The sequence below is a fragment of the Cupriavidus sp. HMR-1 genome (assembly GCF_000319775.1).
Classification (GTDB): Bacteria; Pseudomonadota; Gammaproteobacteria; order Burkholderiales; family Burkholderiaceae; genus Cupriavidus; species Cupriavidus metallidurans.
The window spans coordinates 21,489-47,774 of sequence record NZ_ANKP01000095.1; the positions used below are offsets into that span (position 1 = coordinate 21,489).

Below are 26,286 nucleotides of genomic sequence, written 5' to 3' on the forward strand. Positions count from 1 at the left end.
CGGATGAAGCGGAGGCCAGCCGGGTTGTCGGATCTCTGCGACAATCGCGGCATTGGCCCGAATTCTAACGTATGCGCCGCTATTCCACGACCGCCGAGCCCGCCCCCGCCGAGCCGGCAAATTCGCTGTTCCAGGGCGGCGCGCGCCGCAGTGACTGGCAGACCGTTCGCAACCTGCTCCCCTACGTCTGGCACTACAAGTGGCGCGTGATGCTGGCGCTGACCTGCCTGGTCGCCGCCAAGGTGGCCAACCTGGGCGTGCCGGTGCTGATGAAGAAGCTGGTCGACAGCATGAACATCGCGCCTGGCGATCCGGCGGCGTTGCTGGCCGTGCCAGTGGGATTGATTGTTGGCTACGGCCTGTTGCGGCTCTCGAGCACGCTGTTCACCGAGTTGCGTGAAATCCTCTTCTCGAAGGTCACGCAGAGCGCGGTGCGAGAGATCGCGCTGCAGGTGTTCCGCCATTTGCACGCGCTGTCGCTGCGCTTCCATCTGGATCGGCAGACCGGGGGGATGAGCCGGGACATCGAGCGCGGGACGCGGGGCATCCAGTCCCTGATCTCGTACTCGCTGTACAGCATCCTGCCCACGCTGGTCGAGATGTCGCTCGTGATCGGCTTCTTCGTTGTGCGCTACGACATCTGGTTCGCCGCGATCACGATCTGCGCGCTGGCTGGCTATATCGTGTTCACGATCGTCGTGACCGAATGGCGCACGCATTTCCGGCGCAAGATGAACGAGCTCGACTCGCGCGCCAACCAGAAGGCGATCGACTCGCTGCTGAACTTCGAGACCGTGAAGTATTTCGGGAACGAGGAGTACGAGGCACGCCGCTACGACGAGAACCTGCGTACCTATCGCACGGCGGCAATCCGTTCGCAGAACTCGCTGTCGTTCCTGAATTTCGGCCAGCAGGCGATCATCGCCCTGGGCCTGATCCTGATCCTGTGGCGTGCCACGGTGGGCGTTGCCGCCGGCAAGCTCACGCTTGGTGACCTCGTGCTGGTCAATACGCTGATGATCCAGCTCTATATCCCGCTCAACTTCCTGGGCGTGATCTATCGCGAGATCAAGCAGGCCACCACCGATATGGACCGCATGTTCGTGCTGCTCGGCACGCAACAGGAGGTGGCCGACACGCCCGGCGCGCCGGTGCTCGCCGTCAACGGCGCCGAGGTGCGCTTCCGCCATGTCGGCTTTGGCTACGAGAAGAACCGCGTGATTCTCGACGATGTCGATTTCACGATCGCGGCGGGGACGACGACGGCCGTGGTTGGGCACAGCGGCTCGGGCAAGTCCACGCTCGCGCGGCTACTGTTCCGCTTCTACGACGTCACGCGGGGCAGCATCGAGGTCGATGGGCAGGACATCCGCAAGGTGCGGCAGGTCAGCCTGCGCGCGTCGATCGGCATCGTGCCCCAGGACACCGTGCTGTTTAATGACAGCATCTACTACAACATCGCCTATGGCCGCCCGGAGGCCACGCGCGAGGAAGTCATCGAGGCAGCGCGCGCCGCGCAGATCGACACCTTTATCAGCGAATTGCCGCAGGGCTACGACACGCCGGTGGGCGAGCGGGGCCTGAAGCTGTCCGGCGGTGAAAAGCAGCGGGTGGCCATCGCGCGCACGCTGCTGAAGAACCCACCGATTCTGGTATTCGACGAAGCCACGTCGGCGCTCGACTCCCGCACCGAACAGGCGATCCAGTCGGAGCTGATGCGGCTTGCGCAGAATCGCACCACGCTGCTGATCGCGCACCGGCTATCGACCGTGGTGCACGCCGACCAGATCCTTGTGATGGACCGTGGACGCATCATCGAGCGCGGCACCCATGCCGAACTGATGCGGGCCAATGGCCACTACGCCGAGATGTGGCAGATCCAGGCGCGGAACGCGGCGGAGGGCTCGCCCGATGCCGACGCGCTGGCGATCGATGTGGGCGACGCCACGCAGGATGCATAGCGCAAGGCATCGATTGTCGACAATCGATGCCAGCAACCGCGGCTGAAAACTGTCCGCGCACAATCCTGGTTCGTCATTGCGCTACCGGCGCGCCTTGCACCGGTGCATGAGCGACGCCTGAAAAGCTGGCACGCCACTTGCGAAAAGCCCTCTCCAGAGAGATCAACTACTGGAGAAGGTCCATGCCGCAATCCCCTCTGCGCCGTCATCTGCTGAAGCTGTGCACCGTCATGGGCACCACCATGGTGCTGTCGACACTCTGCGCGGGCACCGCGCAGGCGCAGACCGCGACGAAGATCCGCTTTCAGCTCGACTGGCGCTTTGAAGGACCATCCGCGCTGTTCCTGCTTGGCGAGCAGAAGGGCTACTACAAGGCCGAGAAGCTCGACGTGTCGATCGACGCCGGCAACGGATCGGGCAACGTGGTCAATCGCGTGGCCTCCGGCACGTATGACATGGGTTTTGCCGATCTGGCATCGGTGATGGAGTTCTACGGCAACAACCCGGACGCGAAGAACAAGCCGGTGGCCGTGATGATGGTCTACAACAACACGCCAGCCGCGGTGCTGGCGCTGAAGAAGTCCGGCATTCGCGCGCCGAAGGACCTGACCGGCAAGAAGCTCGGCGCCCCGGTATTCGATGCCGGCCGCCGCGCGTTCCCGATCTTCGCCAAGGCCAACGGCCTTCAGGCGGCGTCGTTCAACTGGCAGGCGATGGATCCGACGCTGCGCGAGACCATGCTGACGCGTGGCGATCTCGATGCGATCACCGGCTTCTCGTTCACGTCGATCCTGAATCTCAATGCGCGCGGCGTGAAGGATGAGGACATCGTCGTGCTCCCCTATCCGCAGTACGGCGTGAAGCTGTATGGCAACGCGATCATTGCGTCGGAGCAGTTTCTGAAGACCCATCCTGAAGCCGTCAAGGCCTTCCTGCGGGCGTTCGCGAAATCGGCGAAGGACGTGATCGCGAACCCGGAAGAGGGGGTCAAGGCGGTGAAGGCGCGCGACGGGATCATCGACGAGAAGCTCGAAGTTCGCCGGCTGAAGATGGCGCTCGACGCGGTGGTCAAGTCGCCCGATGCCAAGGCGGAAGGTTTCGGGCGCGTCAACAAGCCGCGCCTGTCGCTGATGGCATCCCAGGTGGCCGACGCCTTTGCCACCAAGGGGCGCATCAATCCCGATGCGCTGTGGACCGATGCCTACCTGCCTTCGGCAGCCGAACTGGATGTCCTGCGATGATGGCCCGGCAAGCGCTTCACCCCGCCACTGGCGGGGCCTCCACCGCTACCCGGCCATTCGTCGATTTCAATCGCGTCTGGCTGGCCTACGACGACGAGCTGGCGCGGCGCGGGGAGTTCGCGGTCGAGGACATCTCGCTGCAGGCAGCCGAAGGCGAGTTCATCGCCATCGTCGGCCCATCCGGATGCGGCAAGTCGACGTTCATGAAGCTGGCTACCGGCCTGCGGCAAGCCACGCGTGGTGCGGTCAGCATCAACGGCGAGAAGGTCAGCGGGCCGCTCAAGCAGGTGGGCATGGCTTTCCAGGCGCCGACGCTGCTGCCATGGCGCACCACGCTCGACAACGTGATGCTGCCGCTCGAGATCGTCGAGCCGTACCGCTCGACGATGCGCGCGAAGCGCGACGAGTATGTGGCGCGCGCCCGCGATCTGCTGAAGACGGTCGGGCTTGCTGGCTACGAGGACAAGTATCCGTGGCAGCTTTCGGGCGGCATGCAGCAGCGGGCGTCGATTTGCCGGGCGCTGATCCATCAGCCGCGAATGCTGCTGCTGGATGAGCCGTTCGGCGCGCTCGATGCGTTCACGCGCGAGGAACTCTGGTGCGTGCTGCGGGACCTCTGGCAGGCGCAGCGCTTCAACGTGATCCTCGTCACGCACGATCTGCGCGAGGCCGTGTTCCTGGCCGATACCGTGTACGTCATGAGCGCGCGGCCGGGACGCATCCTGCTGCGCCGGGAGATCGACCTGCCGCGCCCGCGTCCGCTCGATGTCACCTATTCCGAACCCTTCGCCGAACGCGTGCACGAGTTGCGCGAGAAGATCGGCCACGTCAGGCAGCAATGATCATGAACACGATGTCTTCGATTCAGGCAAAGCGCGTGCAGCGCGTGGCGCCTTGGCTGTTGCTGGGTGCATTTCTGTTGCTGTGGCAGGTGGCGTGTCTCGCGTTCAACGTGTCGGACTTCATCTTGCCGAGCCCGTCTTCGATTGTCGCGTCGATGACCGAGTATGGCGATGTGATCGCCGCGCACGCGTGGCGCACCTTCTGGACCACGATGGTCGGCTTCGGCATGGCCATCGTGGTGGGCGTGGTGCTCGGCATGCTGATGGGATCGTCGAAGCTGGCGTACGCGGCGACCTATCCGCTGATGACGGCCTTCAACGCACTGCCGAAGGCGGCGTTCGTGCCGATCCTGGTGGTGTGGTTCGGGCTTGGCGCCGGGCCGGCGATCCTGACCGCGTTCCTGATCTCGTTCTTCCCGATCATGGTCAATATCGCGACGGGGCTGGCGACGCTCGAACCCGAACTCGAGGACGTACTGCGCGTGCTCGGCGCCAAGCGCCGCGACGTGCTGCTGAAGGTGGGCCTGCCTCGCGCGATGCCGTTCTTCTTCGCCTCGCTGAAGGTGGCGATCACGCTTGCGTTCGTCGGCACCACGGTGTCGGAGATGAGCGCCGCCAACGAAGGCATCGGCTATCTGCTCGTATCGGCAGGATCGGCCATGAAGATGCCGCTCGCGTTCGCCGGTCTCGTCGTCATCGCCATCATGGCGATGGGCATGTATGAGCTGTTCTCGGTGCTGGAGAAACGGATGACGGGCTGGGCGCATCGGGGGTGAGGTTTCTGCGTTTCTCCCCGCTCCCGCTCGGAGGGAGCAGGGAGTAGCCTCTCGGACGCCTGACCCGCTACGCGTAGTCCAGCGGCAGCGCCGTCGTGTACTTGATCTGCTCCATCGCGAAGCTGGAGCTGACGTCAGCAAGCTCGGAGCCCTGGATCAGCTTCTTGTACACGGCGTCATAGGCGGCGATATCGGGCACCACCACGCGCAGCAGGTAGTCGGTATCGCCCGCCATGCGATAGAACTCGGTGACTTCCGGGATCGACGCCACCAGCCCGTGGAAGGTCTTGAGCCATTTCTCGCTGTGCTGGTTGGTGCGGACCGAGACGAAGACGGTCACGCCGACGTTCAGCTTGGCGGGGTCGAGCAGCGCCACGCGCTTGCGGATGATGCCGGACTCTTCCAGCTTTTGTACTCGGCGCCAGCAGGGTGTTGATGTCAGGCCGACCTGTTCGCCGATCTCGGCGACGGGCACGGTGGCGTCCTCCTGCAGAATGCCGAGGATCTGACGGTCATAACGGTCCATGGGGTCTCGCAATCAAGGGGCGGAAGGGGTGCCGGGCACCCGCCGCCCTTGCGGTGCGAGTGTCAGCTGACGACGGTGTCCACCAGCAGGTTGACGCCGGTGGAGATACGGCTCTGTTCCACGCCGTAGATGTGCAGCGAGACGGTGACGTCGTCGCTGGCATTGCCGAGAGCGTGGATGTGTTGCAGGCCGGCCGGCACGCTGAACGTGTCGCCGGCTTCGCGCGTCACGGCGCCGACCTGCGACGCCGTGCGGCTTTCCGGATCCCAGCGGTAGTGCCGTTCGTACATGGTGCCGCGCAGCACGCGATAGGCGCACCACGTGCGATGGCCGTGCACCGGGCTGAACTGGCCAGGACGCCAGACCAGCAGCATCACGGAAAAGCGTTCGAACGGGTCGGCGTGGACCAGATGGCGGGTGTAGGTATCCGGGCTGCCTTCCAGCGCGCCCGGCGGCAGGCTGGCCAGCAGCGTTTCGGCATCGGGCAGGCTCGCGGCGACCTGTTCGGCGACCATGCGGGCGTTCTTGGCCAGGGTGGCTTCGATTCCGCTGGTGAACGGCGTCAGTGGCGACGGTTCCGGGGCGCCGGAGCGGGCGCAAGGGGCGGAGGTTTGCATGGCGAGCTCGTCTTGGTGGTGTTATGGCTTCCATCATAGGAGGACCCTCCGAGCACAATGATGCAAATTTCAGTCTGGAATCGATTGGAATTGTAATCCTGTTCTACTGGATGCGCATTTTGGGGAATGAGCTTGCGCATCGTGCGTCCGGGCGGGCGCCGGGTGATAATCCGCGCCATGGAAATCAAATGGCTTGAAGACTTCGTCAGCCTGGCCGAGACGCACAGCTTCTCGCGCTCGGCAGAGCTGCGGCATGTCACGCAGCCGGCATTCTCGCGCCGGATTCAGTCGCTCGAGGCGTGGGTCGGCACCGAACTGATCGACCGTTCGAGTTATCCCACCAGCCTGACTGCCGCCGGCAAGGTGTTCTACGAACAGGCGCTGGCGATGCTGGCGCAGGTCAGCGAGACGCGGGCGCTAATGCGCGGCCAGCGCTCGGCTAACGCGCAGGTGCTGGAATTCGCGGTGCCGCACACGCTGTCGCTGACGTTTTTCCCGGAGTGGCTCAAGGGCGTCGAGCGCAAGGTCGGCACGCTGCCATGCCGGCTGCGGGCGCTGAACGTGCACGACGCGGTGCTGATGCTCGTCGAAGGCGGGTGCGATCTTGTCATGGTCTATCACCACTCGCGCCAGGCCATCCAGCTTGACCCGGCGCACTACGACATGCTGGTGCTCGGCACCGAGCGCCTGTCGCCCTATAGCGTCCCCGATGCGTCCGGCCGCCCGTTGTTCCGGATGCCCGGCACCGACAAGAAGCCGGTGCCGTACCTGAGCTACACGCCCAATGCCTTCCTTGGCCGCATGGTGGACATGCTGCTGGCCGAATCGCCGGAAACGCTCAAGCTCGACAAATGCTATGAGACCGATATGGCCGAGGCGCTCAAGGTCATGGCGCTGGCCGGGCATGGCATGGCCTTCCTGCCCGAGAGCGCGGTACGCGAGGACGTGGCCGCCGGCCGGCTGGTACGCGCCGATGCCGCGAAGGGCTTGCCCCAGTCGATCGACATGGAAATCCGGCTCTATCGCGAACGGCCGCCAGAAAACGCCAACGAGCGGCGCGGCAGCCAGCAGCGCCGCAAGCGCCAGCTTGTGGACAAGATCTGGGCGGCGCTGACCTCGTAAAAAACCCAATTTGGGGTGGGGTAATGGTTATGCGAATCTTGCATAACCATGCATATGGGGATGATCAAACGGCATTGGATTCAGGGATGGGGCCGCCGATATGCTCCGTGTCACCTTTACTCGGGACCCAACGATGTCTTCCGCAGCACCGACGCAAAACGTCTCCAATGCTCATACCCTGCCTTCGTACCTGAACGCCGACAACCTCGGCCCGTGGGGGATCTACCTGCAGCAAGTCGACCGTGTCACGCCCTACCTGGGCTCGCTGGCACGCTGGGTGGAAACCCTGAAGCGCCCGAAGCGCGCGCTGATCGTCGACGTACCCATCGAACTCGACAACGGCACGATCGCCCACTTCGAGGGCTATCGCGTGCAGCACAACCTGTCGCGCGGCCCGGGCAAGGGCGGCGTCCGCTTCCACCAGGACGTGACGCTGTCCGAGGTGATGGCGCTGTCCGCCTGGATGTCGGTCAAGAACGCGGCTGTGAACGTGCCGTACGGCGGCGCCAAGGGCGGTATCCGCGTTGATCCGCGCACCCTGTCGCATGGCGAACTGGAACGCCTGACCCGCCGGTACACGAGCGAAATCAACATCATCATCGGACCGAGCAAGGACATTCCCGCCCCGGACGTGAACACCAACGCCCAGGTCATGGCCTGGATGATGGATACCTACTCGATGAACTCGGGCAGCACGGCTACCGGCGTGGTGACCGGCAAGCCGATCTCGCTGGGCGGCTCGCTGGGTCGTCACGAAGCCACGGGCCGCGGCGTGTTCGTCGTCGGTTCCGAGGCGGCCCGCAATCTTGGCATGGACATCAAGGGCGCGCGAGTGGCGGTGCAGGGCTTCGGCAACGTGGGTGCCGTGGCAGCCAAGCTGTTCCATGAGGCGGGCGCGACGGTGGTGGCGGTGCAGGACCATCGCACCACGCTGTTCGACCCGGCCGGCCTGGACGTGCCAAAGATGATGGAATACGCGTCGCACAGCGGCACGATCGAAGGCTACCGCGCCGAGGTCATCTCCACCGAGCAGTTCTGGGAAGTTGATTGCGACATCCTGATCCCGGCCGCGCTGGAAGGGCAACTGACCGCCAGCAATGCGCCGAAGATCAAGGCGAAGCTGGTGATCGAGGGCGCCAACGGTCCGACCACGCCCGAGGCCGACGATATCCTGCGCGAGCGCAATATCCTGGTTTGCCCGGACGTGATCGCCAACGCCGGCGGCGTGACCGTGTCCTACTTTGAGTGGGTGCAGGATTTCTCGAGCTTCTTCTGGACCGAAGAGGAGATCAACGAGCGCCTGGTACGGATCATGCAAGAGGCCTTCCGGGCAATCTGGCAGGTTGCCCAGGACAACAAGGTCACGTTGCGGACGGCTGCGTTTATCGTTGCCTGTACGCGTATTCTGCAGGCGCGCGAAATGCGCGGCCTGTATCCCTGATGAGGCAGGGTTCCCGGTGGGCGGCCGGTGCTGCGACGCAGCAAGGTTGCCCATTGCCTGGATGACACCGAAACGCGGCGACTGGTTGGTTCCAGTCGCCGCTTTTTTATTTCCGGGGCTTGCGGGGGAACGAGGCCACGTGGGCAGTTGTGTCTCGATTTGGCGCATCGCCGCGAATCTGTGCTCTAACTTGCCCCAATTAGGGGAATACCCGTTGTGCTGGGTGGCGAGCTAAGCAATACTGTTTCGTCGGTGGGACATTTGATAAAGTCCCGCCTTTCTCTTCATGGTCAAGGAGATGTTATGAATGTAGCCAAGCTGGCTGGCCTGATGATCGCCGCAGGCGTCCTGTGCGGTAACGCGCAGGCCGCAGAGCAGCTCACGGGCACGCTGCAGAAGATCAAGGATACGGGTGTCATCACGCTGGGCGTGCGCGATTCGTCGATTCCTTTCAACTACAACCTGGGCGGCGTGCGTCAGGTGGGCTATTCCTACGATATCAATATGAAGATCGTGGAAGCCATCAAGGACCAGCTCAAGCTGCCGAACCTGCAGGTCAAGGAAATCCCGATCACGTCGCAGAACCGCATCACGCTGCTGCAGAACGGCACGATCGACATCGAGTGCGGCTCCACGACCAATAATCTGGAACGCCAGAAGCAGGTCTCCTTCACCGACACGATCTTCATCATCGGCACGCGCATCATGGTGAAGAAGGACGGCGGCATCAAGGATTGGGCCGACCTGAAGGGCAAGAACGTGGTGACCACTGCCGGCACGACGTCCGAGCGCCTGCTGCGCAAGATGAACGATGACCAGAAGCTGGGCATGAGCATCATCAGCACCAAGGATCATGGCCAGTCGTTCCTGACGCTGGAATCGGGCCGTGCCGTGGCATTCATGATGGACGACGCACTGCTCTACGGCGAGCGCGCCAAGGCCAAGAACCCGAACGACTGGATCGTGGTGGGCAAGCCGCAATCGCGCGAAGCCTATGGTTGCATGATCCGCAAGGATGATGCGCCGTTCAAGAAGGTGTCTGATCACGTGATCGCCGGCCTGATGAAGGATGGCACGATCAACACGATGTACACCAAGTGGTTCATGCAACCGGTGCCGCCGAAGGGCCTGAACCTGGACTTCCCGCTGTCCGATGACATGAAGGCGCTCTTCAAGAACCCGAACGACAAGGCACTCGACTGATCCCCACGATTGGAGCAGTGCGAAACGGAAGGAGCAGTCCTTCCGTTTCTTTTTGAGGACGCATCATGGATTACGCTTTTCATTGGGGAGTCTTCCTCGAGCAGGCGGCGGCGAACGAGACCTACCTGGACTGGATGATTTCCGGTCTCAAGGTGACGATCGCGCTTGGCCTGTCCTCGTGGATCATCGCTCTCGCCATCGGGTCGGTGCTGGGTGTGCTGCGCACCGTGCCGAACAAGTGGCTGTCGGGGATCGCCGCTACCTACGTCGAGATCTTCCGGAACATTCCGCTGCTGGTGCAGCTTTTCATCTGGTACTTCGTCGGCCCCGAACTGCTGCCCGGCGGCGAGACGATCAAGCAGATGAATCCGTTCACCCAGCAGTTCCTGGCCGCCATGCTCTGTCTGGGCACCTTCACGGCCGCCCGGGTTTGCGAACAGGTGCGCTCGGGTATCAACTCGCTGCCGCGCGGCCAGAAGAACGCGGGTCTGGCGATGGGTTTCACGCTGCCGCAGACGTATCGCTACGTGCTGCTGCCGATGGCATTCCGCGTTATCGTGCCGCCGCTGACTTCCGAGTTCCTGAACATCTTCAAGAACTCGGCCGTGGCGTCGACGATCGGTCTGCTGGAACTGGCCGCGCAGGGACGCCAGCTGGTGGACTACACCGCGCGCCCGTATGAGTCGTTCATCGCCGTCACGGTGCTGTACGCGCTCATCAACTTCACCGTGATGCTGTTAATGCGCTGGGTGGAACGTCGCACCCGCGTGCCCGGCTTCATCGGTGGCAAGTAAGGAGCTGGAACATGGCATACGAATTTGATTTCAGCTCGATCAACCCCTCCACGCTGCATGTGCTGGGCGAAGGGATGCTCGTGTCGGCCAAGATCACCGTGACCGCGGTGATCGTCGGTATCGTCTGGGGCACGATCCTGGCGATGATGCGCCTGTCGTCGAACAAGCTGCTGAACTGGTTCGCGCAGGGGTATGTGACCCTCTTCCGCTCCATCCCGCTGGTGATGGTGCTGTTGTGGTTCTTCCTGATCATTCCGCAGTTGCTGCAGAAGACGTTCAACCTGTCGGCGGCATCGGACCTGCGCATGACTTCGGCGCTGATCGCGTTCTCGCTGTTCGAGGCCGCGTATTACTCGGAGATCATCCGCGCCGGTATCCAGAGCGTGTCGCGCGGACAGATGTTCGCCGCGCAGGCGATGGGCATGACCTATGGCCAGAGCATGCGGCTGGTGATCCTGCCGCAGGCGTTCCGCAACATGGTGCCGCTGCTGCTGACGCAGGGCATCATCCTGTTCCAGGATACGTCGCTGGTCTACGTGAGCGCGCTGGCGGACTTCTTCGGTCAGGCGTACGGCATTGGCGAACGTGATGGCCGCATCGTCGAGATGCTGCTTTTCGCCGGCCTCATCTACTTCATCATTTGTTTCTCCGCTTCGCTGCTGGTCAAGCGTTACCAGAAAAAGGTGGCTGTATGATCGAAATCAATAACGTTTCCAAGTGGTACGGCGCCTTCCAGGTGCTGACCGACTGCACCACCAAGGTTGCCAAGGGTGAAGTGGTGGTGGTGTGCGGTCCGTCCGGTTCGGGCAAGTCCACGCTGATCAAGACCGTCAATGCGCTGGAGCCGTTCCAGAAGGGCGACATCCTCGTCGACGGCACGTCGGTGGGCAATCCGAAGACCAACCTGCCCAAGCTGCGTTCGCGCGTGGGCATGGTGTTCCAGAACTTCGAACTGTTCCCGCACCTGTCGATCACCGAGAACCTGACCATCGCGCAGATGAAGGTGCTGGGCCGCTCGAAGGACGAGGCGATGGCAAAGGGCCTGAAGTACCTGGAGCGCGTGGGCCTGAAGAGCCAGGCGGAAAAGTACCCGGGCCAGCTTTCCGGCGGTCAGCAGCAGCGCGTGGCGATTGCCCGCGCGCTGTCGATGGACCCGATCTGCATGCTGTTCGACGAACCGACCTCGGCGCTCGACCCGGAGATGGTCAACGAGGTGCTGGACGTGATGGTGCAGCTCGCACAGGAAGGCATGACCATGATGTGCGTGACCCACGAAATGGGTTTCGCGCGCAAGGTGGCCAACCGTGTGATCTTCATGGACGCCGGCAAGATCGTGGAAGACTGCGCGAAGGAAGAGTTCTTCGGCAACATTGACGCCCGCTCGGACCGAGCCAAGCAGTTCCTGTCGAAGATCCTGCACCACTGAGCGCAGGCAACCAGACGGACGCAGGCGCCAAGTGCCCCTTCCCGCCACGCGGGGAGGGGCATTTTCATTTGGTCAGGGTCGGACTCAGGGTCGGACTCAGGTGCAGGCCGTATTCGCCGCGTTCTTCGCCTGGACTTCCGGCGGGATGGGCACGCTCCACGTCATGGTGGGCCTACCGTCCTCGAACATGATCAAGTCTCCCGGCGCGAACTGGGTCCAGGTCTCGTTGTCCGTCAGCGGCGCGGTGGCGATCACGGCCACGCGGTCGTCGGGTGTGGTCACCTGCGCGAAGTCGATCGACAGGTCGGCATCAATCAGGTGCGCCTTCGAGAACGGCCACTGGCGCACGATGTAGTACAGGCGCGTGGAGCAGTGCGCGAACAGCGCCTGCCCGTTGCAGAGCAGGTAGTTGAACACCCCGTGCAGCGTGATGTCGCGCGTGATGTCGGCCAGCGCATGGCCGAGTTCGTTGAGCGGCGGCTGAGATCCGGGGAAGCGCTTGCGCAGGCCCTGCATCAGCGCGCAGAACGCCAGCTCGCTGTCGGTGTCTCCCACCGGCTGGTAGACGCCGGACAGGAACGGCGCAAAGCCGTGCAAGTCACCGTTGTGGGCAAAGATCCAGTGCCGTCCCCAGAGTTCTCGCATGAACGGATGGCAGTTCTCGAGCAAGACAGTGCCCTGAGTGGCCTTGCGGATATGCGAGATCACGTTCTTTGACTTGATCGGGTAGCGCTTGATCAGGTCGGCCACCGGCGAGGTACCCGCCGACTGGTTGTCGATGAACAGCCGGCAGGCCTTGTCCTCGAAGAATGCGACGCCGAATCCATCGGAATGATGGTCGGTCACACCGCCGCGGGCGGCGAAGCCGGTAAAGGAGAACGTCACGTCCGTGGGCGTGGCGCAATTCATGCCTAGAAGCTGGCACATGGCGAAGGCACCGTGCGGCAGGGGGCTGCCGCTTTGCAATAGAATGCAGGCATTATCCTGCGCGTGCCCGGCGCTGCCAAGCACGGCGGCGGTACGCGCCTCCCCCCGCAGTCACCCCCTCCTTCCCAGCCATGAGTCAATACAAGATCGCTGTCATTCCCGGAGACGGAATCGGAACGGAAGTGATGCCCGAAGGCATCCGCGTCATGGATGCCGCCGCACGCCGTTTCGGCATCGATTTTCAGTGGGACCACTTCGATTTTTCCAGTTACGCGTACTACGAGCGCCACGGCAAGATGCTGCCGGACGACTGGTTTGACACCCTGGTCAAGTACGACGCCATCTACTTTGGCGCGGTTGGCTGGCCGGCGAAGATTGCCGATCACGTGTCGCTGTGGGGCTCCCTGCTGCAGTTCCGGCGCTCGTTCGACCAGTACGTGAACCTGCGCCCGGTCCGGCTGATGCCCGGCATCAAGAGCCCGCTAGCCGACCGAAAGCCGGGCGACATTGATTTCTACGTGGTGCGCGAGAACACCGAGGGCGAGTATTCGAGTATCGGTGGGCGCATGTTCCCGGGCACCGAGCGCGAGATCGTGATGCAGGAGACGGTGATGAGCCGGCACGGCGTCGACCGCATCCTGAAATTCGCGTTCGAACTGGCGCAGAAACGTCCGAAGAAGCACCTGACGTCGGCCACCAAGTCCAACGGGATCTCGATCACGATGCCGTACTGGGACGAACGGGTGGAGGCGATGGCCGCCAACTATCCCGGCATGAAGGTCGACAAGTACCACATCGACATCCTGACCGCCCACTTCGTACAGCACCCGGACTGGTTCGACGTAGTGGTGGCCAGCAACCTGTTTGGCGACATCCTGTCCGATCTCGGCCCGGCCTGTACCGGCACGATCGGCGTGGCGCCGTCGGGCAACATCAATCCTGACAAGGTTTATCCCAGCCTGTTCGAGCCCGTGCACGGCTCGGCGCCCGACATCGCTGGCCAGGGCATCGCCAATCCGATCGGCCAGATCTGGTGCGGTGCGATGATGCTCGAACACCTGGGCCACGCCGAGGCTGGCGCGGCCGTGCTGGCGGCCATCGAGCAGGTGCTGGCCGCGGGACCGGGTCATGCGCCGCTGACGCGTGATATTGGCGGTACCGCCTCCACGGTCGATCTCGGCCAGGCCATCGCGGAGGCGCTGTGAACGCACAGGTCGATCCCCGTACATTGCTGCTGGAGAGCTTCCGCGCCGCCGTGGCTGCAGCCGATCCGCTCGAAATCGTGGCCGCGCACCTGCCACCACCGCACGCGGGCGGCCGCACGCTGGTCGTGGGGGCAGGCAAGGCCGCGGCGTCGATGGCGCTGGCCGTCGAACGCGCGTACCAGGGCAAGGCCAGCCTGGAAGGCATCGTCGTCACGCGCTATGCGCACGGCCTGCCGACCGAACATATCCGCGTGATCGAAGCCGGCCATCCCGTGCCGGACGAGGCCGGCGAGCAGGCGGCCGCCGACATCCTTGCCCGTGTGCAGGCGCTGGGCCCGGATGACCGGTTGATCGTGCTGGTCTCCGGCGGCGGGTCGAGCCTGCTGTCGTTGCCGGCCGAGGGCATTCCCATGGCCGACCTCAAGGCCACCACGCGCGAGTTGCTGCGCTGCGGGGCGCCGATCACGGACATGAATATCGTGCGCAAGCACACCTCGCGCATCCAGGGCGGCCGCCTGGCGCAGGCCAGCCGCGCGCCGGTGACCACGTTGATCGTCTCGGACGTGGCCGGGGACGACCCGAGCGCGATTGCATCGGGCCCGACCGTGCCGGACGCGAGCACGTACGCCGATGCGCTGGCGATCCTCAAGCGCTATGGCGCGGCGGTGCCGGCAACCGTGCAGGCGCATCTGGAGCGCGGCGCGCGTGGCGAGATCGAGGAAACGCCGAAGCCGGGCGATCCGCTGTTCATGAACGTGGACAATCGCATGATCGCCACGGCACACGACAGCCTGGAAGCCGCGGCGGCCGAGTTCCGTCGGCAGGGCGTCAATGCGGTGGTGCTCGGCGATACCGTGACTGGCGAGGCGCAGGAGGTGGCCCGCGTCTACGCGGCGCTGGTGCGCGAGATTCGGGCGTACAATGCGCCGTTCGCCGCGCCGGTTGCGCTGATTTCTGGCGGTGAATGCACGGTCACATTGCCAAGCGGCGCGTCCGAATCGGCGCGCGGCGGGCGGTGCTCCGAATTCCTGCTGTCTCTGGCGATCGAATTGGCAGGCACGCCGAATGTCCACGCGATCGCGGCCGATACCGACGGTATCGACGGGTCCGAAGACAATGCCGGCGCGTTGCTGGCGCCCGATTCGCTGGCCCGCGCGGAAGGCAGCGGCACTTCGGCCCGGCAGAAGCTCGACGCACACGACGCGTGGGGCTTTTTCGATGCGATCGGCGACCTGGTCGTGACCGGCCCGACGCGTACCAATGTGAATGACTACCGCGCCATTCTGATTCTCTAGATTTCCCCGTCTTACTCGTTTCGCTCGTCCCCATGACCCAGAAACTCACCATCACCCGCCCGGACGACTGGCACCTGCACCTGCGCGATGGCGCGGCGCTGGCGGCCGTACTGCCCGACACGGCACGCCAGTTCGCACGTGCCATCATCATGCCGAACCTGAAGCCGCCCGTGACCACGGTGGAGCAGGCCAGTGCCTACCGCGCGCGCATCCTGGCCGCGCTGCCGGCCGGCATGGCGTTCGAGCCGCTGATGACGCTGTACCTGACCGACAACACGCCGCCGGAGGAAATCGTCGCGGCCCGTGCGAGCGGTTTCGTCCACGGCGTCAAGCTGTATCCGGCCGGCGCCACCACCAACAGCGATGCCGGCGTGACCGATATCCGCCGCTGCGCCGCCACGCTTGAGGCGATGCAGCGTGAAGGTGTGCCGCTGCTGGTCCACGGCGAGGTCACTGATGGCGACATCGACATCTTCGATCGCGAGGCCGTGTTCATCGACCGCGTGATGAAGCCGCTGCGCCGCGACTTCCCGGAGCTCAAGGTGGTGTTCGAACACATCACCACCCGCGATGCGGCCCAGTACGTGGCCGAGGCCGAAGGCCCGGTCGGCGCGACGATCACCGCGCATCACCTGCTGTACAACCGTAATGCAATCTTTACGGGCGGGATTCGTCCGCACTACTACTGCCTGCCGGTGCTCAAGCGCGAGATCCACCGCGAGGCGCTGGTCAAGGCCGCGACGTCGGGCAGCCCGCGTTTCTTCCTTGGGACCGACAGCGCACCCCACGCACGCGGCCTCAAGGAGCACGCATGCGGCTGCGCCGGCTGCTACACGGCGCTCCATGCCATGGAGCTCTATGCCGAAGCGTTCGACGCTGCCGGCGCGCTGGACAAGCTCGAGGCATTCTCCAGCTTCAACGGCCCGGCCTTCTATGGCCTGCCGCGCAACAGCGGCACGCTGACGCTGACGCGCGAAGACTGGGAATTGCCGGCCGAGCTGCCGTACGGTGATACCACGCTGGTGCCGCTGCGCGCCGGCGAAACGCTGCGCTGGAAGGCGAGCTAAGTCGGTTGCTGTCGAAGATCGACTGGACGCGGCCGTGGTTCATGCCGTTCGCCGCGTCCGCATCCCGCCTCCGTGGCAGTGACCTGCGCGAGGCTTTCGACGCGGCGGCATCGGGCAGCCTCAACGCCCAGGGGCTGCCGCTGCGCTTCGTGCCCCAGGACACCCTGCCCGAAGGTGTGGCCTACGAGTCCCACATCTTCGCCACCGGGCAGGTGCCAACGCGCGATAACCTGCACGACGCATTCAACGCGCTGATCTGGCTGCATTTCCCCGAGACCAAGCGACTGCTCAACCGGCTGCAAGCCGAGGCCATCGAGCGGGACGGCGTGCAAGCCGTGCGCGGGGGCCTGCGTGACGCGGCGACGCTGTTCGACGAGAACGCCGTGATTCTGGTCAGTGAAGATGCAACGCTTGCCGATGCGCTGCGCGGTTTTGCCTGGCGCAAACTGTTTGTCTCACGTCGTGATGCCTGGCGCGATACCTGCGCGGTAGTGCCGTTCGGCCATGCGCTGCTGGAAAAACTGGTGCAGCCCTACAAGTCCGTGACCGCCCATGCATGGTGGATTCCGGCGTCGCCGATGACGCCGATCGCCAGGCTCGACGGCTTGCTGGCGGCGTCACTGGCCGAAGCTGCGGAGCAGGGGCGTCTCAAGGGTGGCCGCAGTTTCGCGCCGCTACCGGTGATGGGCATTCCAGGTTGGTGTGACGAGAGCGCTGCCCCTGGTTTCTACGACGATCTCAGCGTGTTCCGGCCCGGACGCCGCGGTGCGGCCACCAATGCCGAGGCGGGCTGACCGGCAACCGCGCATCGGTGTTAGACTGCGGGCCGCAAAGCAGGCCAGACAATCGCTGCTTGCATCGCAAGGTGCAAGGGGAGGAAAGTCCGGACTCCACAGGGCAGGGTGTTGGCTAACAGCCATCCACGGTAACGTGCGGAATAGGGCCACAGAGACGAGTCTTGCCGCCGGCTTCGGCTGGCGGGAAGGGTGAAACGCGGTAACCTCCACCTGGAGCAATCCCAAATAGGCAGACGATGAAGCGGCCCGCCGAGTCTGCGGGTAGGGAGCTGGAGCCGGCCGGTAACGGTCGGCCTAGAGGAATGGTTGTCACGTTCCGGGCGCCGCAAGGCGTGCGGGGCGCACAGAATCCGGCTTATCGGCCTGCTTTGCTTCAGATACGCGAACGCCCGGCATTGCGCCGGGCGTTTTTATTTGGCCGGGACGGATGCTTTCGCCCGGCTTGCACGAAGACGGTCAGCCTTCGACGATTTCCATCGTGTGCGTGATCTCGGCCGTCTTGGCCAGCATGATCGAGGCCGAGCAGTACTTCTCGTGCGACAGCTCGATCGCGCGTTCGACCTTGCCCGGATCCAGGTTGCGGCCGGTCACGGTGAAGTGGAAGTTGATCTTCGTGAACACCTTCGGGTCGGTCTCGGCGCGCTCGGCTTCCAGCTTGACGCTGCAACCGCGCACGTCCTGGCGGCCACGCTTGAGGATCAGCACCACGTCATATGCCGTGCAGCCGCCGGTGCCCAGCAACACCATTTCCATGGGCCGGGGCGCCAGGTTGTTGCCGCCGCCGTCAGGTGCGCCATCCATCGCCACGATGTGACCGCTGCCGGTCTGGGCTACGAAGCTCATGCCCTCCGGCCCCATCCATGTCACTTTGCATTCCATTTTTTTCGTTCCTCGGTTCTGGTTTGTGTGTTTTCGCGCATCACCGCGCGATCACGCATCTTGCATTTCGTGAGTATATGACATGCGGGAATTGGCCTCCGACCATGCCATTTCCCGCGAAATTCTGAGGGTTTCCTCTAATGCGATGCCTGCGAGACCTTGTGGATTCACACTCAACTCCTTGTTTAATAAGGAATGTGAGGCATTCGATATGATCTATCCGCAATTTCATATTGCGGTATCGCATTTCGCACTGCAAATTTTCTTGCAACGGCTGTGCCGATATGTATAATTCAATCCATCGAACGACGGCGCATGAGAGCGCGCCAGAGTGCGAAAGCGAAAGTCGGTAACGTACCCAAATCGCTCGTCGCACCGCCCGCCAGGACCGGCCCCGTCGATCGCCCGGTGTCTCCTCCACCCTCCTCCTTTGGTGGATTCGAACCCAAGTCCAACCGACTTGGGTTTTTTTTCGTCTTTTGCAAGGGCGGCCCGGCGAAATCGTGACGCAGGCTGCCCATCCAGTTCTATGGCCCTTTGCTGGCCACTGGCCATCTTGACGAAAAGCCACAACTTTGCTTGTGCGATCGACTCGACAGCCCGTATAATGGCCGACTTTTCCGGTCATTGCCCCCGGAAAGAAGTCAGGGAGAGCCTGCAGATACAAGCAGGAAGGTCAGGTCCAAAGGGCCGGCCGATTGACAGGACGCTAAAACGGCGACCGTCACCTCGGGCAGTTTTCAAAATTCAGGAAAAATCATGAAGACCTTTTCCGCCAAGCCTGCAGAGGTAAAGCGCGACTGGTACGTGATTGACGCGACGGACAAAGTCCTCGGCCGTGTTGCCAGCGAAGTGGCACGCCGACTGCGCGGCAAGCACAAGCCGGAATTCACTCCTCACGTCGATACTGGTGATTTCATCATCATCGTCAATGCGGCCAAGCTGCGCGTGACGGGTACCAAGGAACAGGACAAGAAGTACTACCGTCACTCGGGTTACCCGGGCGGTATCTACGAAACCACGTTCGGCAAGATGCAGCAGCGTTTCCCGGGTCGCGCCCTGGAAAAGGCTGTTAAGGGCATGCTGCCTAAGGGTCCGCTGGGCTACGCGATGATCAAGAAGCTGAAGGTTTATGCCGAAGCCGAACATCCGCATAGCGCACAGCAGCCCAAGGTGCTGGAAATCTAAAGGGGCCAATATCCATGATCGGTAACTGGAATTACGGTACTGGCCGCCGCAAGAGCGCCGTGGCTCGTGTCTTCATCAAGTCGGGCAAGGGCGATATCATCGTCAACGGCAAGCCCATCAAAGAGTACTTCGCTCGCGAAACCTCGCTGATGATCGTGCGCCAGCCGCTGGAGCTGACCGCTCACGCCGAAACGTTCGACATCAAGGTCAATGTGACCGGTGGTGGCGAAACCGGCCAGGCCGGTGCTGTCCGTCACGGCATCACCCGCGCCCTGATCGACTACGATGCCACGCTGAAGCCGACCCTGTCGAAGGCAGGCTACGTTACGCGTGACGCCCGTGAAGTCGAGCGTAAGAAGGTCGGTCTGCACAAGGCACGTCGCCGCAAGCAGTTCTCGAAGCGCTAATGCGCATTTGCCAGGTTCTGCCAAGCGGAGCCGGCAAATCCAGAAAAACCGCACGCCCTGGCGTGCGGTTTTTTTTCGTCCAAAGCAAGCCCAGGTCAAACGTTGGCACGGCCCATGTATGCCGATTGCTACAATTTTCATCCGCGCGCTGACCAGCCAGCGATACAATCACCGGCCTGCGGAATGAGGGGGCGAACAATGGGTCGAGGGATGGCACGATGGGCTTGACGTACCGGCCGCTACGGCCGCGCCGCGGCTTGCGCTCGCATACGGCGGTGATCCGCCAGCAACGGCCTTGGCGCGTCTGGGTACTTGTGGTCGCGCTGCTTCTGGTCGGGGGTGCGTTGGCGGCGGGGATGTATGAAATGGGCCGCCGCGCCGGCAAGCCGGCTGCCAAATCGGTCACGAATCGCTCCGAAGAGATCGCGCGGTTGCAGCAGCAACTGGTCGATATCACTGGAGAGCGCGATCGACTGCGGGCCACCGCGAATACCGCCGGCGCGGAGTTGCAGATGGCGCGCGCGGCGCAGGAGCGGCTGGCCCAGCAGCTCAAGACAGCCGAAGCCGATGTCGGGCAGCTCAAGGAGGATCTTGGATTCTTCGAATCGCTGCTCCCGGCCAGCGGGGACACCTCGGGCATCCACGTGCGGAGTTTCCGGGTCGCGTTGGACGAGGCCCAGCCGCGTGCCGTGCACTACCGGCTGCTTGCGATGCAGGGTGGGTCCAAGGCCTTCGTCGAGCAGCCGGATTTCATGGGTGAGCTACAGTTCACTATCTCGGCGGTTCGCGACGGCAAGCCGTTGGCATTGACCTTGCCACAACCGGGGGATCCGCCGTTGCCAAAAGTGAGGCTTACACATTACCAGCGTATTGAAGGCGATCTGATGGTTCCGCAGGGCGTCGAAGTACGTGCCGTCATGGTCCGCATCGTCCAGAACGGCCAAGTCCGTGCAACGCAGTCGGCTACGCCCTAGTCTGCGCGAAAAGGAGAGAAAGCATGCTGTTTTCGAAGAAGAAAGGCCTGTCCATCGACACCCTGATCGGGCTGGGTGCCACGATCGAAGGCGATGTGACGTTTTCCGGGGGGCTTCGTCTCGATGGTCGGGTGCGTGGCAACGTGATCGCTGCCGAAGGCAAGTCGAGCATGCTCGTGATCAGCGAGAAAGGGATTGTCGAGGGCGAGATCCGTGTGGACCACCTGATCCTGAACGGCACCGTGACCGGTCCGGTGCATGCCGTGGAGTTGCTCGAACTGCAGCCGCACGCGAGGGTGTATGGAGAGGTGCGCTATGCAGCGCTCGAAATGCACCAGGGCGCAATCGTCGAAGGTCGACTTGTGCCACTGACGCAAACCGAGGTGAGGGCGCTGCCGAACCTCGTTCCCTCCGCGGAAGCCAAGACTGATGCGCCGGCCAATAATGGCGAGGCGACGGCGTCGGATCAGGCAGCCGATAACGACAAGGCGCCGGAAGGCGCGGGCGTGCCGGCCTGAGTGAAGCAAGCGGTACCCCGAGGGCCCAGAGCCCCTTGAAAACAAGGGGTTTCGGCACGATTTGTCAGTAACGCTTAGAATACGGGCGTATCTAACCAGGAGATTCCCATGAACGCAGTCGCAGAGGCACCCGCAACCGAGGACGTGCCGGCACCGTTCGTCTTTACCGACAGCGCAGCCGACAAGGTCAAGCAGTTGATCGAGGAAGAGGGCAATGCCGAACTGAAGCTGCGCGTGTTTGTGCAGGGTGGCGGCTGCTCGGGCTTCCAGTACGGCTTCACCTTCGATGAAGATGTGAACGAAGACGACACCACGATGGTCAAGAACGGCGTCACGCTGTTGATTGACTCGATGAGCTACCAGTATCTGGTGGGCGCCGAGATCGACTACAAGGAAGACATCAACGGCGCGCAGTTCGTGATCAAGAACCCGAACGCGTCGACCACCTGCGGTTGCGGTTCGTCGTTCTCGGTCTGAGCCGGGTTCGTCCCCCCAAAAAAAGCGCACCAGTCGGTGCGCTTTTTTGTTTTCGGGCCGTCGACAACTCGACCGGATCAGCGCGCAGCCTATCGCGGATAGATGGCGCCAAGCACGCGCGGCCCCATCGCACCGGTGACGGTGGCCACGTTGCCTGGTGCGCGGCGCGTGCACTGCCGTGCCAGCCATGCGAACGCGATGGCTTCCACTTGCGACACTGGCACCCCGAAATCGGCCGTTGTCTGCACCAGCACACCCGGTAACTGCCTCGCCATCGTCGTCATGACGAAGTCGTTGTGCGCACCGCCTCCACATACGATCAACCGCCGCGCCTCGGGCGCATACCGTTGCACGTCCTGGGCGATCGCCGTGGCCGTCAGCGTGGCCAGTGTGGCCTGGATGTCCACCGGCTGCGGCTGGGCAGCATTGCCATATGCGTCAAGCAGCGACTGCAGCCACCCCGGATGAAACAGGTCGCGCCCGGTGCTCTTGGGTGGCAACGCGCGAAAGTAGGGTTCGGCGAGCATCTGGCCCAGCAGGTCTTCGTCGACCTTGCCACTGGCTGCCCACACGCCACCATCGTCGTAGGGCGTGCCACGGTGGCGATGAACCCAGTCGTCGAGCAGCGCATTGCCCGGGCCGCAGTCGAACCCCGTCACCGGGCGCCCGGTGCCAGCCGCAGGCAGGATGCTGATGTTCGAGATCCCGCCGATGTTGCAGACCACACGCGTTTCGTCGACAGCGCCGAACAGCGCGGCGTGTACCGCCGGCACCAGCGGCGCGCCTTGCCCGCCGGCCGCGACATCGCGGCTGCGGAAGTCGGCCACCACGTCGATGCCCGTTAGCTCGGCCAGCAGCGCCGGGTGCTGGCTCTGTCGGGTATATCCAATGCCATCGTACTGGCCCGGCCGGTGACGGATCGTCTGGCCGTGCGCGCCGATGGCCGCCACGCTGCCGGCAGTCACACTGGCCATCCGGAGCAGCGTTGCCACGCAATCGGCGTAGACCCGGGCCAGGCCGTTCGATGCCAGTGCTTCGCGATGGACCTCATCGTCACCGGGCTGCTGCAGGGCGCCAAAGGCCTCGCGCAGCGGCGCGGGGAACGGTGTATGGGCGGCTGCCAGCACTGCCGGCTGTGCGCCGGAGAAGTCGACGAGCACGCCGTCCGCGCCGTCCATGGAGGTGCCGGACATCAGGCCGATAAACATCTCGCTGGACTGCGGGGAGGCGGGCATGGTCAGTTGCTGGCCGTCAGGACGTTGTAGGTGCGCAGCATGTTGATCCGGCTCAGCATGGCGCTCGTGTAGTTCAGGAATTCCGAGCGCGACTTGCCGGTCAGCGTGGGCGCTTCCATCAGTGTTGTCGTCAGCGGATTCTGGGGCACGTCGTTGTAGCGGAATTCGTAATGCAGGTGCGGCCCGGTAGCCCAGCCGGTGGACCCGACGTAGCCGATCACCTCGCCCTGGCCGACGTGCTGGCCGTCACGCAGGCCGGCAAAGCCGGACAGGTGGGCGTAGTAAGTCGAATAGCCGCCGGCATGTCGCAGGATGATCAAGTTGCCGTAGCCGTTCTGCTGGCCCACGAACTCTACCGTGCCTTCGCCCGAGGCGAACACCTTGGTGCCCGTGGGGGCGGCGAAGTCGACGCCCTTGTGCTGCGCCCACTTGTGATGCAGCGGATGGTCGCGGCCGCCGAAGCCCGACGAGACGCGCGAGAACTCCACCGGCGAACGCAGGAACGGGCGCTTCATGCTGCGGCCGTCGAACGTGTAATAGGCCCCGGGTTCGCCGTCCGTGGGCGAATACCAGAGCGCCTGGTACAGCGTGTTCCGGTTGATCAGTTCGATCGCCACCACGCGGCCGTTGCGCACGAAGGCGCCGTCGCGGAAGCCGGCTTCATAGACGATGCGGAAACGGTCGCCACGGGCAATGTCATGGTGGAAGTCGATGACCCCCGAGAAGATCGAGATCATCTGGCTGACGATCTCGTCCGGCACGTTCGCCGCGTCCATCGACTTGAAGAAGCCGTTGTTCTCGATGGCGCCAGAGGCCATCTCGTAGTGCACGTCGTTGTCCACTGAAGCGATACGCGCCCTGTACGTGTAGTCGCCGCCGTCCTTCTGCGGGGCCACGCGCTCGACCACGAGTTCGCGGGAACTCGCGGCGTCGCCGCCCAGGTTGGCCTGCAGCGCGACCAGCAGATTGCTGTCGTCGATCTCGGCCTGCACCGTCTGGCCGGGATTCAGGCCGAACAGGCCACGGGCGGTCGGGTTCTTGAGGATGAACGATTGCGCGTCGGGATCGTCGACGCCGAGCCGGCGCAACAGCGTGGAGATGGTGTCGCCGCGCTGCATTCGTTCCTGACGCACGTAGACACTCTGCTCATCCGTCTCGGTGAGCAGTTCGAGTTGCTGGCGCACATCCGGCATCCGCAGGGCCTGCTCGACGCGCGGGGCCAGCGGATCATCGAAGGCATTGCGCGGGGCGACGCCCATGGCTGCAGCCATGCCAAGGGTGAATACCGTGCCAACGGCGACGGTCAATTGTTTGCGGCGACGCGTGTGCTGGGGATTGGTAGGGTCGACGAGTACCACCAGCTCGCGCGCGAAAACTTCGCGGAGACTAGACCACATCACGTAGAATTCAAGCTTTCCGTATTACCTAGGGCCGCTGCCGCGACGATATGTGTCGTCTGCCTTCCTCCCCCGAGGTGCGGTGCGGGCGTTGTTTGTATGCCGCCTAGAATGACGGTTGGCCGACGGTTTATCCCGTCTGGCGCAAAGCGCGGATTATACCAGAACGAATCTGATTGTCCGTCGCAAATTCTTTATAGATTTCAAAGACTTACGTCATGAGTGAAGTGTCCCCGGCCGCCGCGGCCAACTATCCACTTACGCCGTCGGTGATGCGCGCACTGGAGATCACCAAGCGCGGCTGCGACGAGCTCCTTGTTGAATCCGAATGGTTGCAGAAGCTGGCCCGCAGCGAGGCCACCGGCGTGCCGCTGCGGATCAAGCTTGGCCTGGACCCGACCGCGCCCGACATCCATCTGGGCCACACCGTGGTCCTGAACAAGCTGCGCCAGCTCCAGGATCTGGGCCACCAGGTGATCTTTCTGATCGGCGATTTCACGTCGACGATCGGCGATCCCTCGGGCCGCAATTCCACCCGCCCGCCGCTGACCCGGGAGCAGATCGAGGCCAACGCCCAGACCTACTACCGCCAGGCCAGCCTGGTGCTCGATCCGGCACGTACCGAAATCCGCTACAACAGCGAGTGGTGCGACCCACTGGGCGCCCGCGGCATGATCCAGCTCGCGGCCAAGTACACCGTGGCCCGGATGATGGAGCGCGACGACTTCACCAAACGGTTCCGGTCTGGGATTCCGATTTCGGTCCATGAGTTCCTTTATCCGCTCATGCAGGGCTACGATTCCGTGGCGCTGAAGTCGGATCTGGAGCTGGGCGGCACCGACCAGAAGTTCAATCTGCTGGTGGGTCGCGAGCTGCAGAAGGAGTACGGCCAGGAATCGCAGTGCATCCTGACGATGCCGCTGCTGGTGGGGCTGGACGGCGTTGAGAAGATGTCGAAGTCCAAGAACAACTACATCGGCGTGACCGAGGCCCCGAACGACATGTTCGGCAAGCTGATGAGCATCTCGGACGAACTGATGTGGCAGTACTACACGCTGCTGTCGTCCCGCCCGATGAGCGAGATCGACCTGATGAAGAACGAAGTGGCGCTGGGCCGCAACCCGCGCGACTGCAAGGTGGCTCTGGCCCAGGAGATCGTCACGCGTTTCCACAGCCAGGCTGATGCCGAGAAGGCGCTCGAGGACTTCAATCATCGCGCCCGTGGCGGCGTGCCCGACGACATCCCGGCCGTGAGCCTCGAAGGCGCGCCGCTGGGCATCGCGCAACTGCTCAAGCAGGCCAATCTCGTGCCGTCGACCTCCGAGGCCAACCGCAATATCGAGCAGGGCGGCGTGAAGATCGATGGTGCCGTGGTCAGCGACAAGGCGACCAAGGTGGCCGCCGGCACGTACGTGGTGCAGGTGGGCAAGCGCCGCTTCGCGCGCGTGACGCTTTCCTGAGCCCGGGCCCGCGATGATCGCCCTGATCCAGCGCGTTTCGCAGGCGCGCGTGACTGTGGATGGTCGCACCACCGGCGAGATCGGCGCGGGCCTGCTGGCGCTGGTCTGTGCCGAGCGCGGCGACACCGAGGCGCAGGCCGAGCGATTGCTGGCCAAGCTGTTGTCGTACCGTGTGTTTTCCGACGCGGAAGGGCGGATGAACCTGCCGGTGCAGAACATGGACGGCCAGGGCACCGCAGGCGGGCTACTCGTGGTGTCCCAGTTCACGCTGGCTGCCGATACCAACAGCGGCACCCGGCCGAGCTTCACCCCGGCCGCCGCGCCCGAGGACGGCCGCCGCCTTTACGATCATTTCGTGACCCGCGCCCGCGCCGCGCATCCGTCGGTGCAGACCGGCGAGTTCGGCGCGATGATGCAGGTCAGCCTGACCAACGATGGTCCCGTGACGTTCTGGCTGCGCGTGCCACCGGCAGCGAATGCCTGACGTCGCCCGAGATCGACACCCAAGGAG

27 protein-coding genes and 1 other RNA gene are annotated in these 26,286 nt (G+C 63.7%); 22 read left to right on the forward strand and 6 right to left on the reverse strand.

Features of this window, described 5'->3' with window-relative positions:
* The first annotated feature begins 71 nt into the window (after nucleotides 1-71).
* The 4 genes from D769_RS13605 (at nucleotide 72) to D769_RS13620 (ending at nucleotide 4,820) form a co-directional block, all read left to right on the forward strand.
* The gene (locus D769_RS13605) at nucleotides 72-1,961 is read left to right on the forward strand and encodes an ABC transporter ATP-binding protein/permease (protein WP_008645970.1); all 1,890 of its coding nucleotides are present in this window, start codon (nucleotides 72-74) and stop codon (nucleotides 1,959-1,961) included.
* Nucleotides 1,962-2,143: 182 nt separating this feature from the next.
* Entirely contained in the window at nucleotides 2,144-3,202 is a 1,059-nt protein-coding gene (locus tag D769_RS13610) for an ABC transporter substrate-binding protein (protein ID WP_008645972.1), read from the forward strand.
* Nucleotides 3,199-4,044 carry an ABC transporter ATP-binding protein gene (locus D769_RS13615; protein ID WP_008645974.1) on the forward strand — a complete coding sequence of 282 codons (846 nt, stop codon included), beginning with the start codon at nucleotides 3,199-3,201 and terminating at the stop codon, nucleotides 4,042-4,044. The genes D769_RS13610 and D769_RS13615 overlap by 4 nt, the downstream gene beginning before the upstream one ends.
* A 2-nt stretch (nucleotides 4,045-4,046) precedes the next feature.
* Entirely contained in the window at nucleotides 4,047-4,820 is a 774-nt protein-coding gene (locus D769_RS13620; RefSeq protein ID WP_187192324.1) for an ABC transporter permease, read from the forward strand.
* A gap of 67 nt (nucleotides 4,821-4,887) precedes the next feature.
* Here the strand turns inward: D769_RS13620 and D769_RS13625 are convergent, their stop codons facing one another.
* Together D769_RS13625 and D769_RS13630 are read right to left on the reverse strand one after the other, a co-directional pair.
* Nucleotides 4,888-5,346, reverse strand: a complete 459-nt coding sequence (locus tag D769_RS13625; RefSeq protein WP_008645983.1) for an Lrp/AsnC family transcriptional regulator — start codon at nucleotides 5,344-5,346, stop codon at nucleotides 4,888-4,890.
* Nucleotides 5,347-5,408: 62 nt separating this feature from the next.
* Nucleotides 5,409-5,963, reverse strand: a complete 555-nt coding sequence (locus D769_RS13630) for a cysteine dioxygenase family protein (protein ID WP_008645985.1) — start codon at nucleotides 5,961-5,963, stop codon at nucleotides 5,409-5,411.
* A 177-nt stretch (nucleotides 5,964-6,140) separates the two neighbouring features.
* Here D769_RS13630 and D769_RS13635 point away from each other — a divergent pair, with 177 nt between their 5' ends.
* The 6 genes from D769_RS13635 to D769_RS13660 all read left to right on the forward strand — a co-directional run bounded on the left by D769_RS13635 (nucleotide 6,141) and on the right by D769_RS13660 (nucleotide 11,949).
* Complete coding sequence (locus tag D769_RS13635; RefSeq protein WP_008645987.1) at nucleotides 6,141-7,085, forward strand: LysR family transcriptional regulator; 945 nt, start codon at nucleotides 6,141-6,143, stop codon at nucleotides 7,083-7,085.
* A 133-nt stretch (nucleotides 7,086-7,218) separates the two neighbouring features.
* Nucleotides 7,219-8,526, forward strand: a complete 1,308-nt coding sequence (locus D769_RS13640) for a Glu/Leu/Phe/Val dehydrogenase (protein WP_008645988.1) — start codon at nucleotides 7,219-7,221, stop codon at nucleotides 8,524-8,526.
* Between the two features lie 303 nt (nucleotides 8,527-8,829).
* Nucleotides 8,830-9,729: a glutamate/aspartate ABC transporter substrate-binding protein gene (locus D769_RS13645; protein ID WP_008645991.1), complete on the forward strand. Its 900-nt coding sequence runs from the start codon at nucleotides 8,830-8,832 to the stop codon at nucleotides 9,727-9,729.
* A gap of 65 nt (nucleotides 9,730-9,794) precedes the next feature.
* Nucleotides 9,795-10,523, forward strand: a complete 729-nt coding sequence (locus D769_RS13650) for an amino acid ABC transporter permease (protein ID WP_008645993.1) — start codon at nucleotides 9,795-9,797, stop codon at nucleotides 10,521-10,523.
* Between the two features lie 11 nt (nucleotides 10,524-10,534).
* Nucleotides 10,535-11,218: a glutamate/aspartate ABC transporter permease GltK gene (gene gltK, locus D769_RS13655; protein WP_008645994.1), complete on the forward strand. Its 684-nt coding sequence runs from the start codon at nucleotides 10,535-10,537 to the stop codon at nucleotides 11,216-11,218.
* Nucleotides 11,215-11,949, forward strand: a complete 735-nt coding sequence (locus tag D769_RS13660; protein ID WP_008645995.1) for an amino acid ABC transporter ATP-binding protein — start codon at nucleotides 11,215-11,217, stop codon at nucleotides 11,947-11,949. Before gltK ends, D769_RS13660 begins: the two co-directional genes overlap by 4 nt.
* Nucleotides 11,950-12,045: 96 nt before the next feature.
* Here D769_RS13660 and D769_RS13665 read toward each other — a convergent pair whose 3' ends face one another.
* Nucleotides 12,046-12,876, reverse strand: coding sequence for a class II glutamine amidotransferase (locus D769_RS13665; protein ID WP_008645996.1), 831 nt, complete (start codon nucleotides 12,874-12,876; stop codon nucleotides 12,046-12,048).
* A gap of 131 nt (nucleotides 12,877-13,007) precedes the next feature.
* On the opposite strand from D769_RS13665, the gene D769_RS13670 reads away from it, so the two are divergent.
* The 5 genes from D769_RS13670 (at nucleotide 13,008) to rnpB (ending at nucleotide 17,614) form a co-directional block, all read left to right on the forward strand.
* Nucleotides 13,008-14,081, forward strand: a complete 1,074-nt coding sequence (locus tag D769_RS13670; protein WP_008645997.1) for a tartrate dehydrogenase — start codon at nucleotides 13,008-13,010, stop codon at nucleotides 14,079-14,081.
* Nucleotides 14,078-15,376, forward strand: coding sequence for a glycerate kinase (locus D769_RS13675; protein ID WP_008645998.1), 1,299 nt, complete (start codon nucleotides 14,078-14,080; stop codon nucleotides 15,374-15,376). Before D769_RS13670 ends, D769_RS13675 begins: the two co-directional genes overlap by 4 nt.
* 32 nt (nucleotides 15,377-15,408) lie before the next feature.
* Complete coding sequence (gene pyrC, locus D769_RS13680; protein WP_008646000.1) at nucleotides 15,409-16,443, forward strand: dihydroorotase; 1,035 nt, start codon at nucleotides 15,409-15,411, stop codon at nucleotides 16,441-16,443.
* 5 nt (nucleotides 16,444-16,448) lie between these two features.
* Entirely contained in the window at nucleotides 16,449-17,237 is a 789-nt protein-coding gene (locus tag D769_RS13685) for a DUF3025 domain-containing protein (RefSeq protein WP_008646001.1), read from the forward strand.
* Between the two features lie 36 nt (nucleotides 17,238-17,273).
* Nucleotides 17,274-17,614: RNase P RNA component class A (gene rnpB / locus D769_RS30680), an RNA gene on the forward strand.
* Nucleotides 17,615-17,696: 82 nt separating this feature from the next.
* Here rnpB and D769_RS13690 read toward each other — a convergent pair.
* Nucleotides 17,697-18,119, reverse strand: coding sequence for an OsmC family protein (locus D769_RS13690; RefSeq protein ID WP_008646002.1), 423 nt, complete (start codon nucleotides 18,117-18,119; stop codon nucleotides 17,697-17,699).
* 759 nt (nucleotides 18,120-18,878) lie between these two features.
* On the opposite strand from D769_RS13690, the gene rplM reads away from it, so the two are divergent.
* The 5 genes from rplM to erpA all read left to right on the forward strand — a co-directional run bounded on the left by rplM (nucleotide 18,879) and on the right by erpA (nucleotide 21,683).
* A complete protein-coding gene (gene rplM / locus D769_RS13695) occupies nucleotides 18,879-19,307 on the forward strand; it encodes a 50S ribosomal protein L13 (protein ID WP_008646003.1) in 429 nt (142 codons plus the stop codon).
* A gap of 14 nt (nucleotides 19,308-19,321) precedes the next feature.
* Nucleotides 19,322-19,714 (forward strand): 30S ribosomal protein S9, encoded by a 393-nt coding sequence (rpsI, locus tag D769_RS13700; protein ID WP_008646004.1) that lies wholly within the window; start codon nucleotides 19,322-19,324, stop codon nucleotides 19,712-19,714.
* A 275-nt stretch (nucleotides 19,715-19,989) separates the two neighbouring features.
* Nucleotides 19,990-20,688: a DUF6776 family protein gene (locus D769_RS13705; protein ID WP_234706931.1), complete on the forward strand. Its 699-nt coding sequence runs from the start codon at nucleotides 19,990-19,992 to the stop codon at nucleotides 20,686-20,688.
* A gap of 23 nt (nucleotides 20,689-20,711) precedes the next feature.
* Nucleotides 20,712-21,206, forward strand: a complete 495-nt coding sequence (locus D769_RS13710) for a polymer-forming cytoskeletal protein (protein ID WP_008646006.1) — start codon at nucleotides 20,712-20,714, stop codon at nucleotides 21,204-21,206.
* A gap of 108 nt (nucleotides 21,207-21,314) precedes the next feature.
* On the forward strand, nucleotides 21,315-21,683 hold the full coding sequence (erpA, locus tag D769_RS13715; protein WP_008646009.1) for an iron-sulfur cluster insertion protein ErpA: 369 nt from the start codon (nucleotides 21,315-21,317) through the stop codon (nucleotides 21,681-21,683).
* Nucleotides 21,684-21,772: 89 nt separating this feature from the next.
* Here the strand turns inward: erpA and D769_RS13720 are convergent, their stop codons facing one another.
* Together D769_RS13720 and D769_RS13725 are read right to left on the reverse strand one after the other, a co-directional pair.
* Entirely contained in the window at nucleotides 21,773-22,918 is a 1,146-nt protein-coding gene (locus D769_RS13720; protein ID WP_008646010.1) for an anhydro-N-acetylmuramic acid kinase, read from the reverse strand.
* Nucleotides 22,919-22,920: 2 nt separating this feature from the next.
* Nucleotides 22,921-24,315 carry a M23 family metallopeptidase gene (locus tag D769_RS13725; RefSeq protein ID WP_008646013.1) on the reverse strand — a complete coding sequence of 465 codons (1,395 nt, stop codon included), beginning with the start codon at nucleotides 24,313-24,315 and terminating at the stop codon, nucleotides 22,921-22,923.
* Nucleotides 24,316-24,533: 218 nt separating this feature from the next.
* Here D769_RS13725 and tyrS point away from each other — a divergent pair, with 218 nt between their 5' ends.
* Together tyrS and dtd are read left to right on the forward strand one after the other, a co-directional pair.
* Nucleotides 24,534-25,775 carry a tyrosine--tRNA ligase gene (tyrS, locus tag D769_RS13730; protein ID WP_008646015.1) on the forward strand — a complete coding sequence of 414 codons (1,242 nt, stop codon included), beginning with the start codon at nucleotides 24,534-24,536 and terminating at the stop codon, nucleotides 25,773-25,775.
* Between the two features lie 13 nt (nucleotides 25,776-25,788).
* Nucleotides 25,789-26,259 (forward strand): D-aminoacyl-tRNA deacylase, encoded by a 471-nt coding sequence (dtd, locus tag D769_RS13735; protein ID WP_008646017.1) that lies wholly within the window; start codon nucleotides 25,789-25,791, stop codon nucleotides 26,257-26,259.
* The last annotated feature ends 27 nt before the right edge of the window (nucleotides 26,260-26,286 follow it).

What these genes read in the sequence shown, in the direction of transcription:
- D769_RS13615 (WP_008645974.1), top strand. Translation starts at nt 3,199, where the DNA reads ATGATGGCCCGGCAAGCGCTTCACCCCGCCACTGGCGGGGCCTCCACC.
- D769_RS13630 (WP_008645985.1), bottom strand. Translation starts at nt 5,963, where the DNA reads ATGCAAACCTCCGCCCCTTGCGCCCGCTCCGGCGCCCCGGAACCGTCG.
- D769_RS13665 (WP_008645996.1), bottom strand. Translation starts at nt 12,876, where the DNA reads ATGTGCCAGCTTCTAGGCATGAATTGCGCCACGCCCACGGACGTGACG.
- D769_RS13620 (WP_187192324.1), top strand. Translation starts at nt 4,047, where the DNA reads ATGAACACGATGTCTTCGATTCAGGCAAAGCGCGTGCAGCGCGTGGCG.
- erpA (WP_008646009.1), top strand. Translation starts at nt 21,315, where the DNA reads ATGAACGCAGTCGCAGAGGCACCCGCAACCGAGGACGTGCCGGCACCG.
- D769_RS13650 (WP_008645993.1), top strand. Translation starts at nt 9,795, where the DNA reads ATGGATTACGCTTTTCATTGGGGAGTCTTCCTCGAGCAGGCGGCGGCG.
- D769_RS13610 (WP_008645972.1), top strand. Translation starts at nt 2,144, where the DNA reads ATGCCGCAATCCCCTCTGCGCCGTCATCTGCTGAAGCTGTGCACCGTC.
- pyrC (WP_008646000.1), top strand. Translation starts at nt 15,409, where the DNA reads ATGACCCAGAAACTCACCATCACCCGCCCGGACGACTGGCACCTGCAC.
- D769_RS13660 (WP_008645995.1), top strand. Translation starts at nt 11,215, where the DNA reads ATGATCGAAATCAATAACGTTTCCAAGTGGTACGGCGCCTTCCAGGTG.
- D769_RS13645 (WP_008645991.1), top strand. Translation starts at nt 8,830, where the DNA reads ATGAATGTAGCCAAGCTGGCTGGCCTGATGATCGCCGCAGGCGTCCTG.
- D769_RS13725 (WP_008646013.1), bottom strand. Translation starts at nt 24,315, where the DNA reads ATGTGGTCTAGTCTCCGCGAAGTTTTCGCGCGCGAGCTGGTGGTACTC.
- D769_RS13710 (WP_008646006.1), top strand. Translation starts at nt 20,712, where the DNA reads ATGCTGTTTTCGAAGAAGAAAGGCCTGTCCATCGACACCCTGATCGGG.
- gltK (WP_008645994.1), top strand. Translation starts at nt 10,535, where the DNA reads ATGGCATACGAATTTGATTTCAGCTCGATCAACCCCTCCACGCTGCAT.
- D769_RS13690 (WP_008646002.1), bottom strand. Translation starts at nt 18,119, where the DNA reads ATGGAATGCAAAGTGACATGGATGGGGCCGGAGGGCATGAGCTTCGTA.
- D769_RS13720 (WP_008646010.1), bottom strand. Translation starts at nt 22,918, where the DNA reads ATGCCCGCCTCCCCGCAGTCCAGCGAGATGTTTATCGGCCTGATGTCC.
- dtd (WP_008646017.1), top strand. Translation starts at nt 25,789, where the DNA reads ATGATCGCCCTGATCCAGCGCGTTTCGCAGGCGCGCGTGACTGTGGAT.
- D769_RS13640 (WP_008645988.1), top strand. Translation starts at nt 7,219, where the DNA reads ATGTCTTCCGCAGCACCGACGCAAAACGTCTCCAATGCTCATACCCTG.
- D769_RS13635 (WP_008645987.1), top strand. Translation starts at nt 6,141, where the DNA reads ATGGAAATCAAATGGCTTGAAGACTTCGTCAGCCTGGCCGAGACGCAC.
- rpsI (WP_008646004.1), top strand. Translation starts at nt 19,322, where the DNA reads ATGATCGGTAACTGGAATTACGGTACTGGCCGCCGCAAGAGCGCCGTG.
- rplM (WP_008646003.1), top strand. Translation starts at nt 18,879, where the DNA reads ATGAAGACCTTTTCCGCCAAGCCTGCAGAGGTAAAGCGCGACTGGTAC.
- D769_RS13605 (WP_008645970.1), top strand. Translation starts at nt 72, where the DNA reads ATGCGCCGCTATTCCACGACCGCCGAGCCCGCCCCCGCCGAGCCGGCA.
- D769_RS13625 (WP_008645983.1), bottom strand. Translation starts at nt 5,346, where the DNA reads ATGGACCGTTATGACCGTCAGATCCTCGGCATTCTGCAGGAGGACGCC.
- D769_RS13670 (WP_008645997.1), top strand. Translation starts at nt 13,008, where the DNA reads ATGAGTCAATACAAGATCGCTGTCATTCCCGGAGACGGAATCGGAACG.
- tyrS (WP_008646015.1), top strand. Translation starts at nt 24,534, where the DNA reads ATGAGTGAAGTGTCCCCGGCCGCCGCGGCCAACTATCCACTTACGCCG.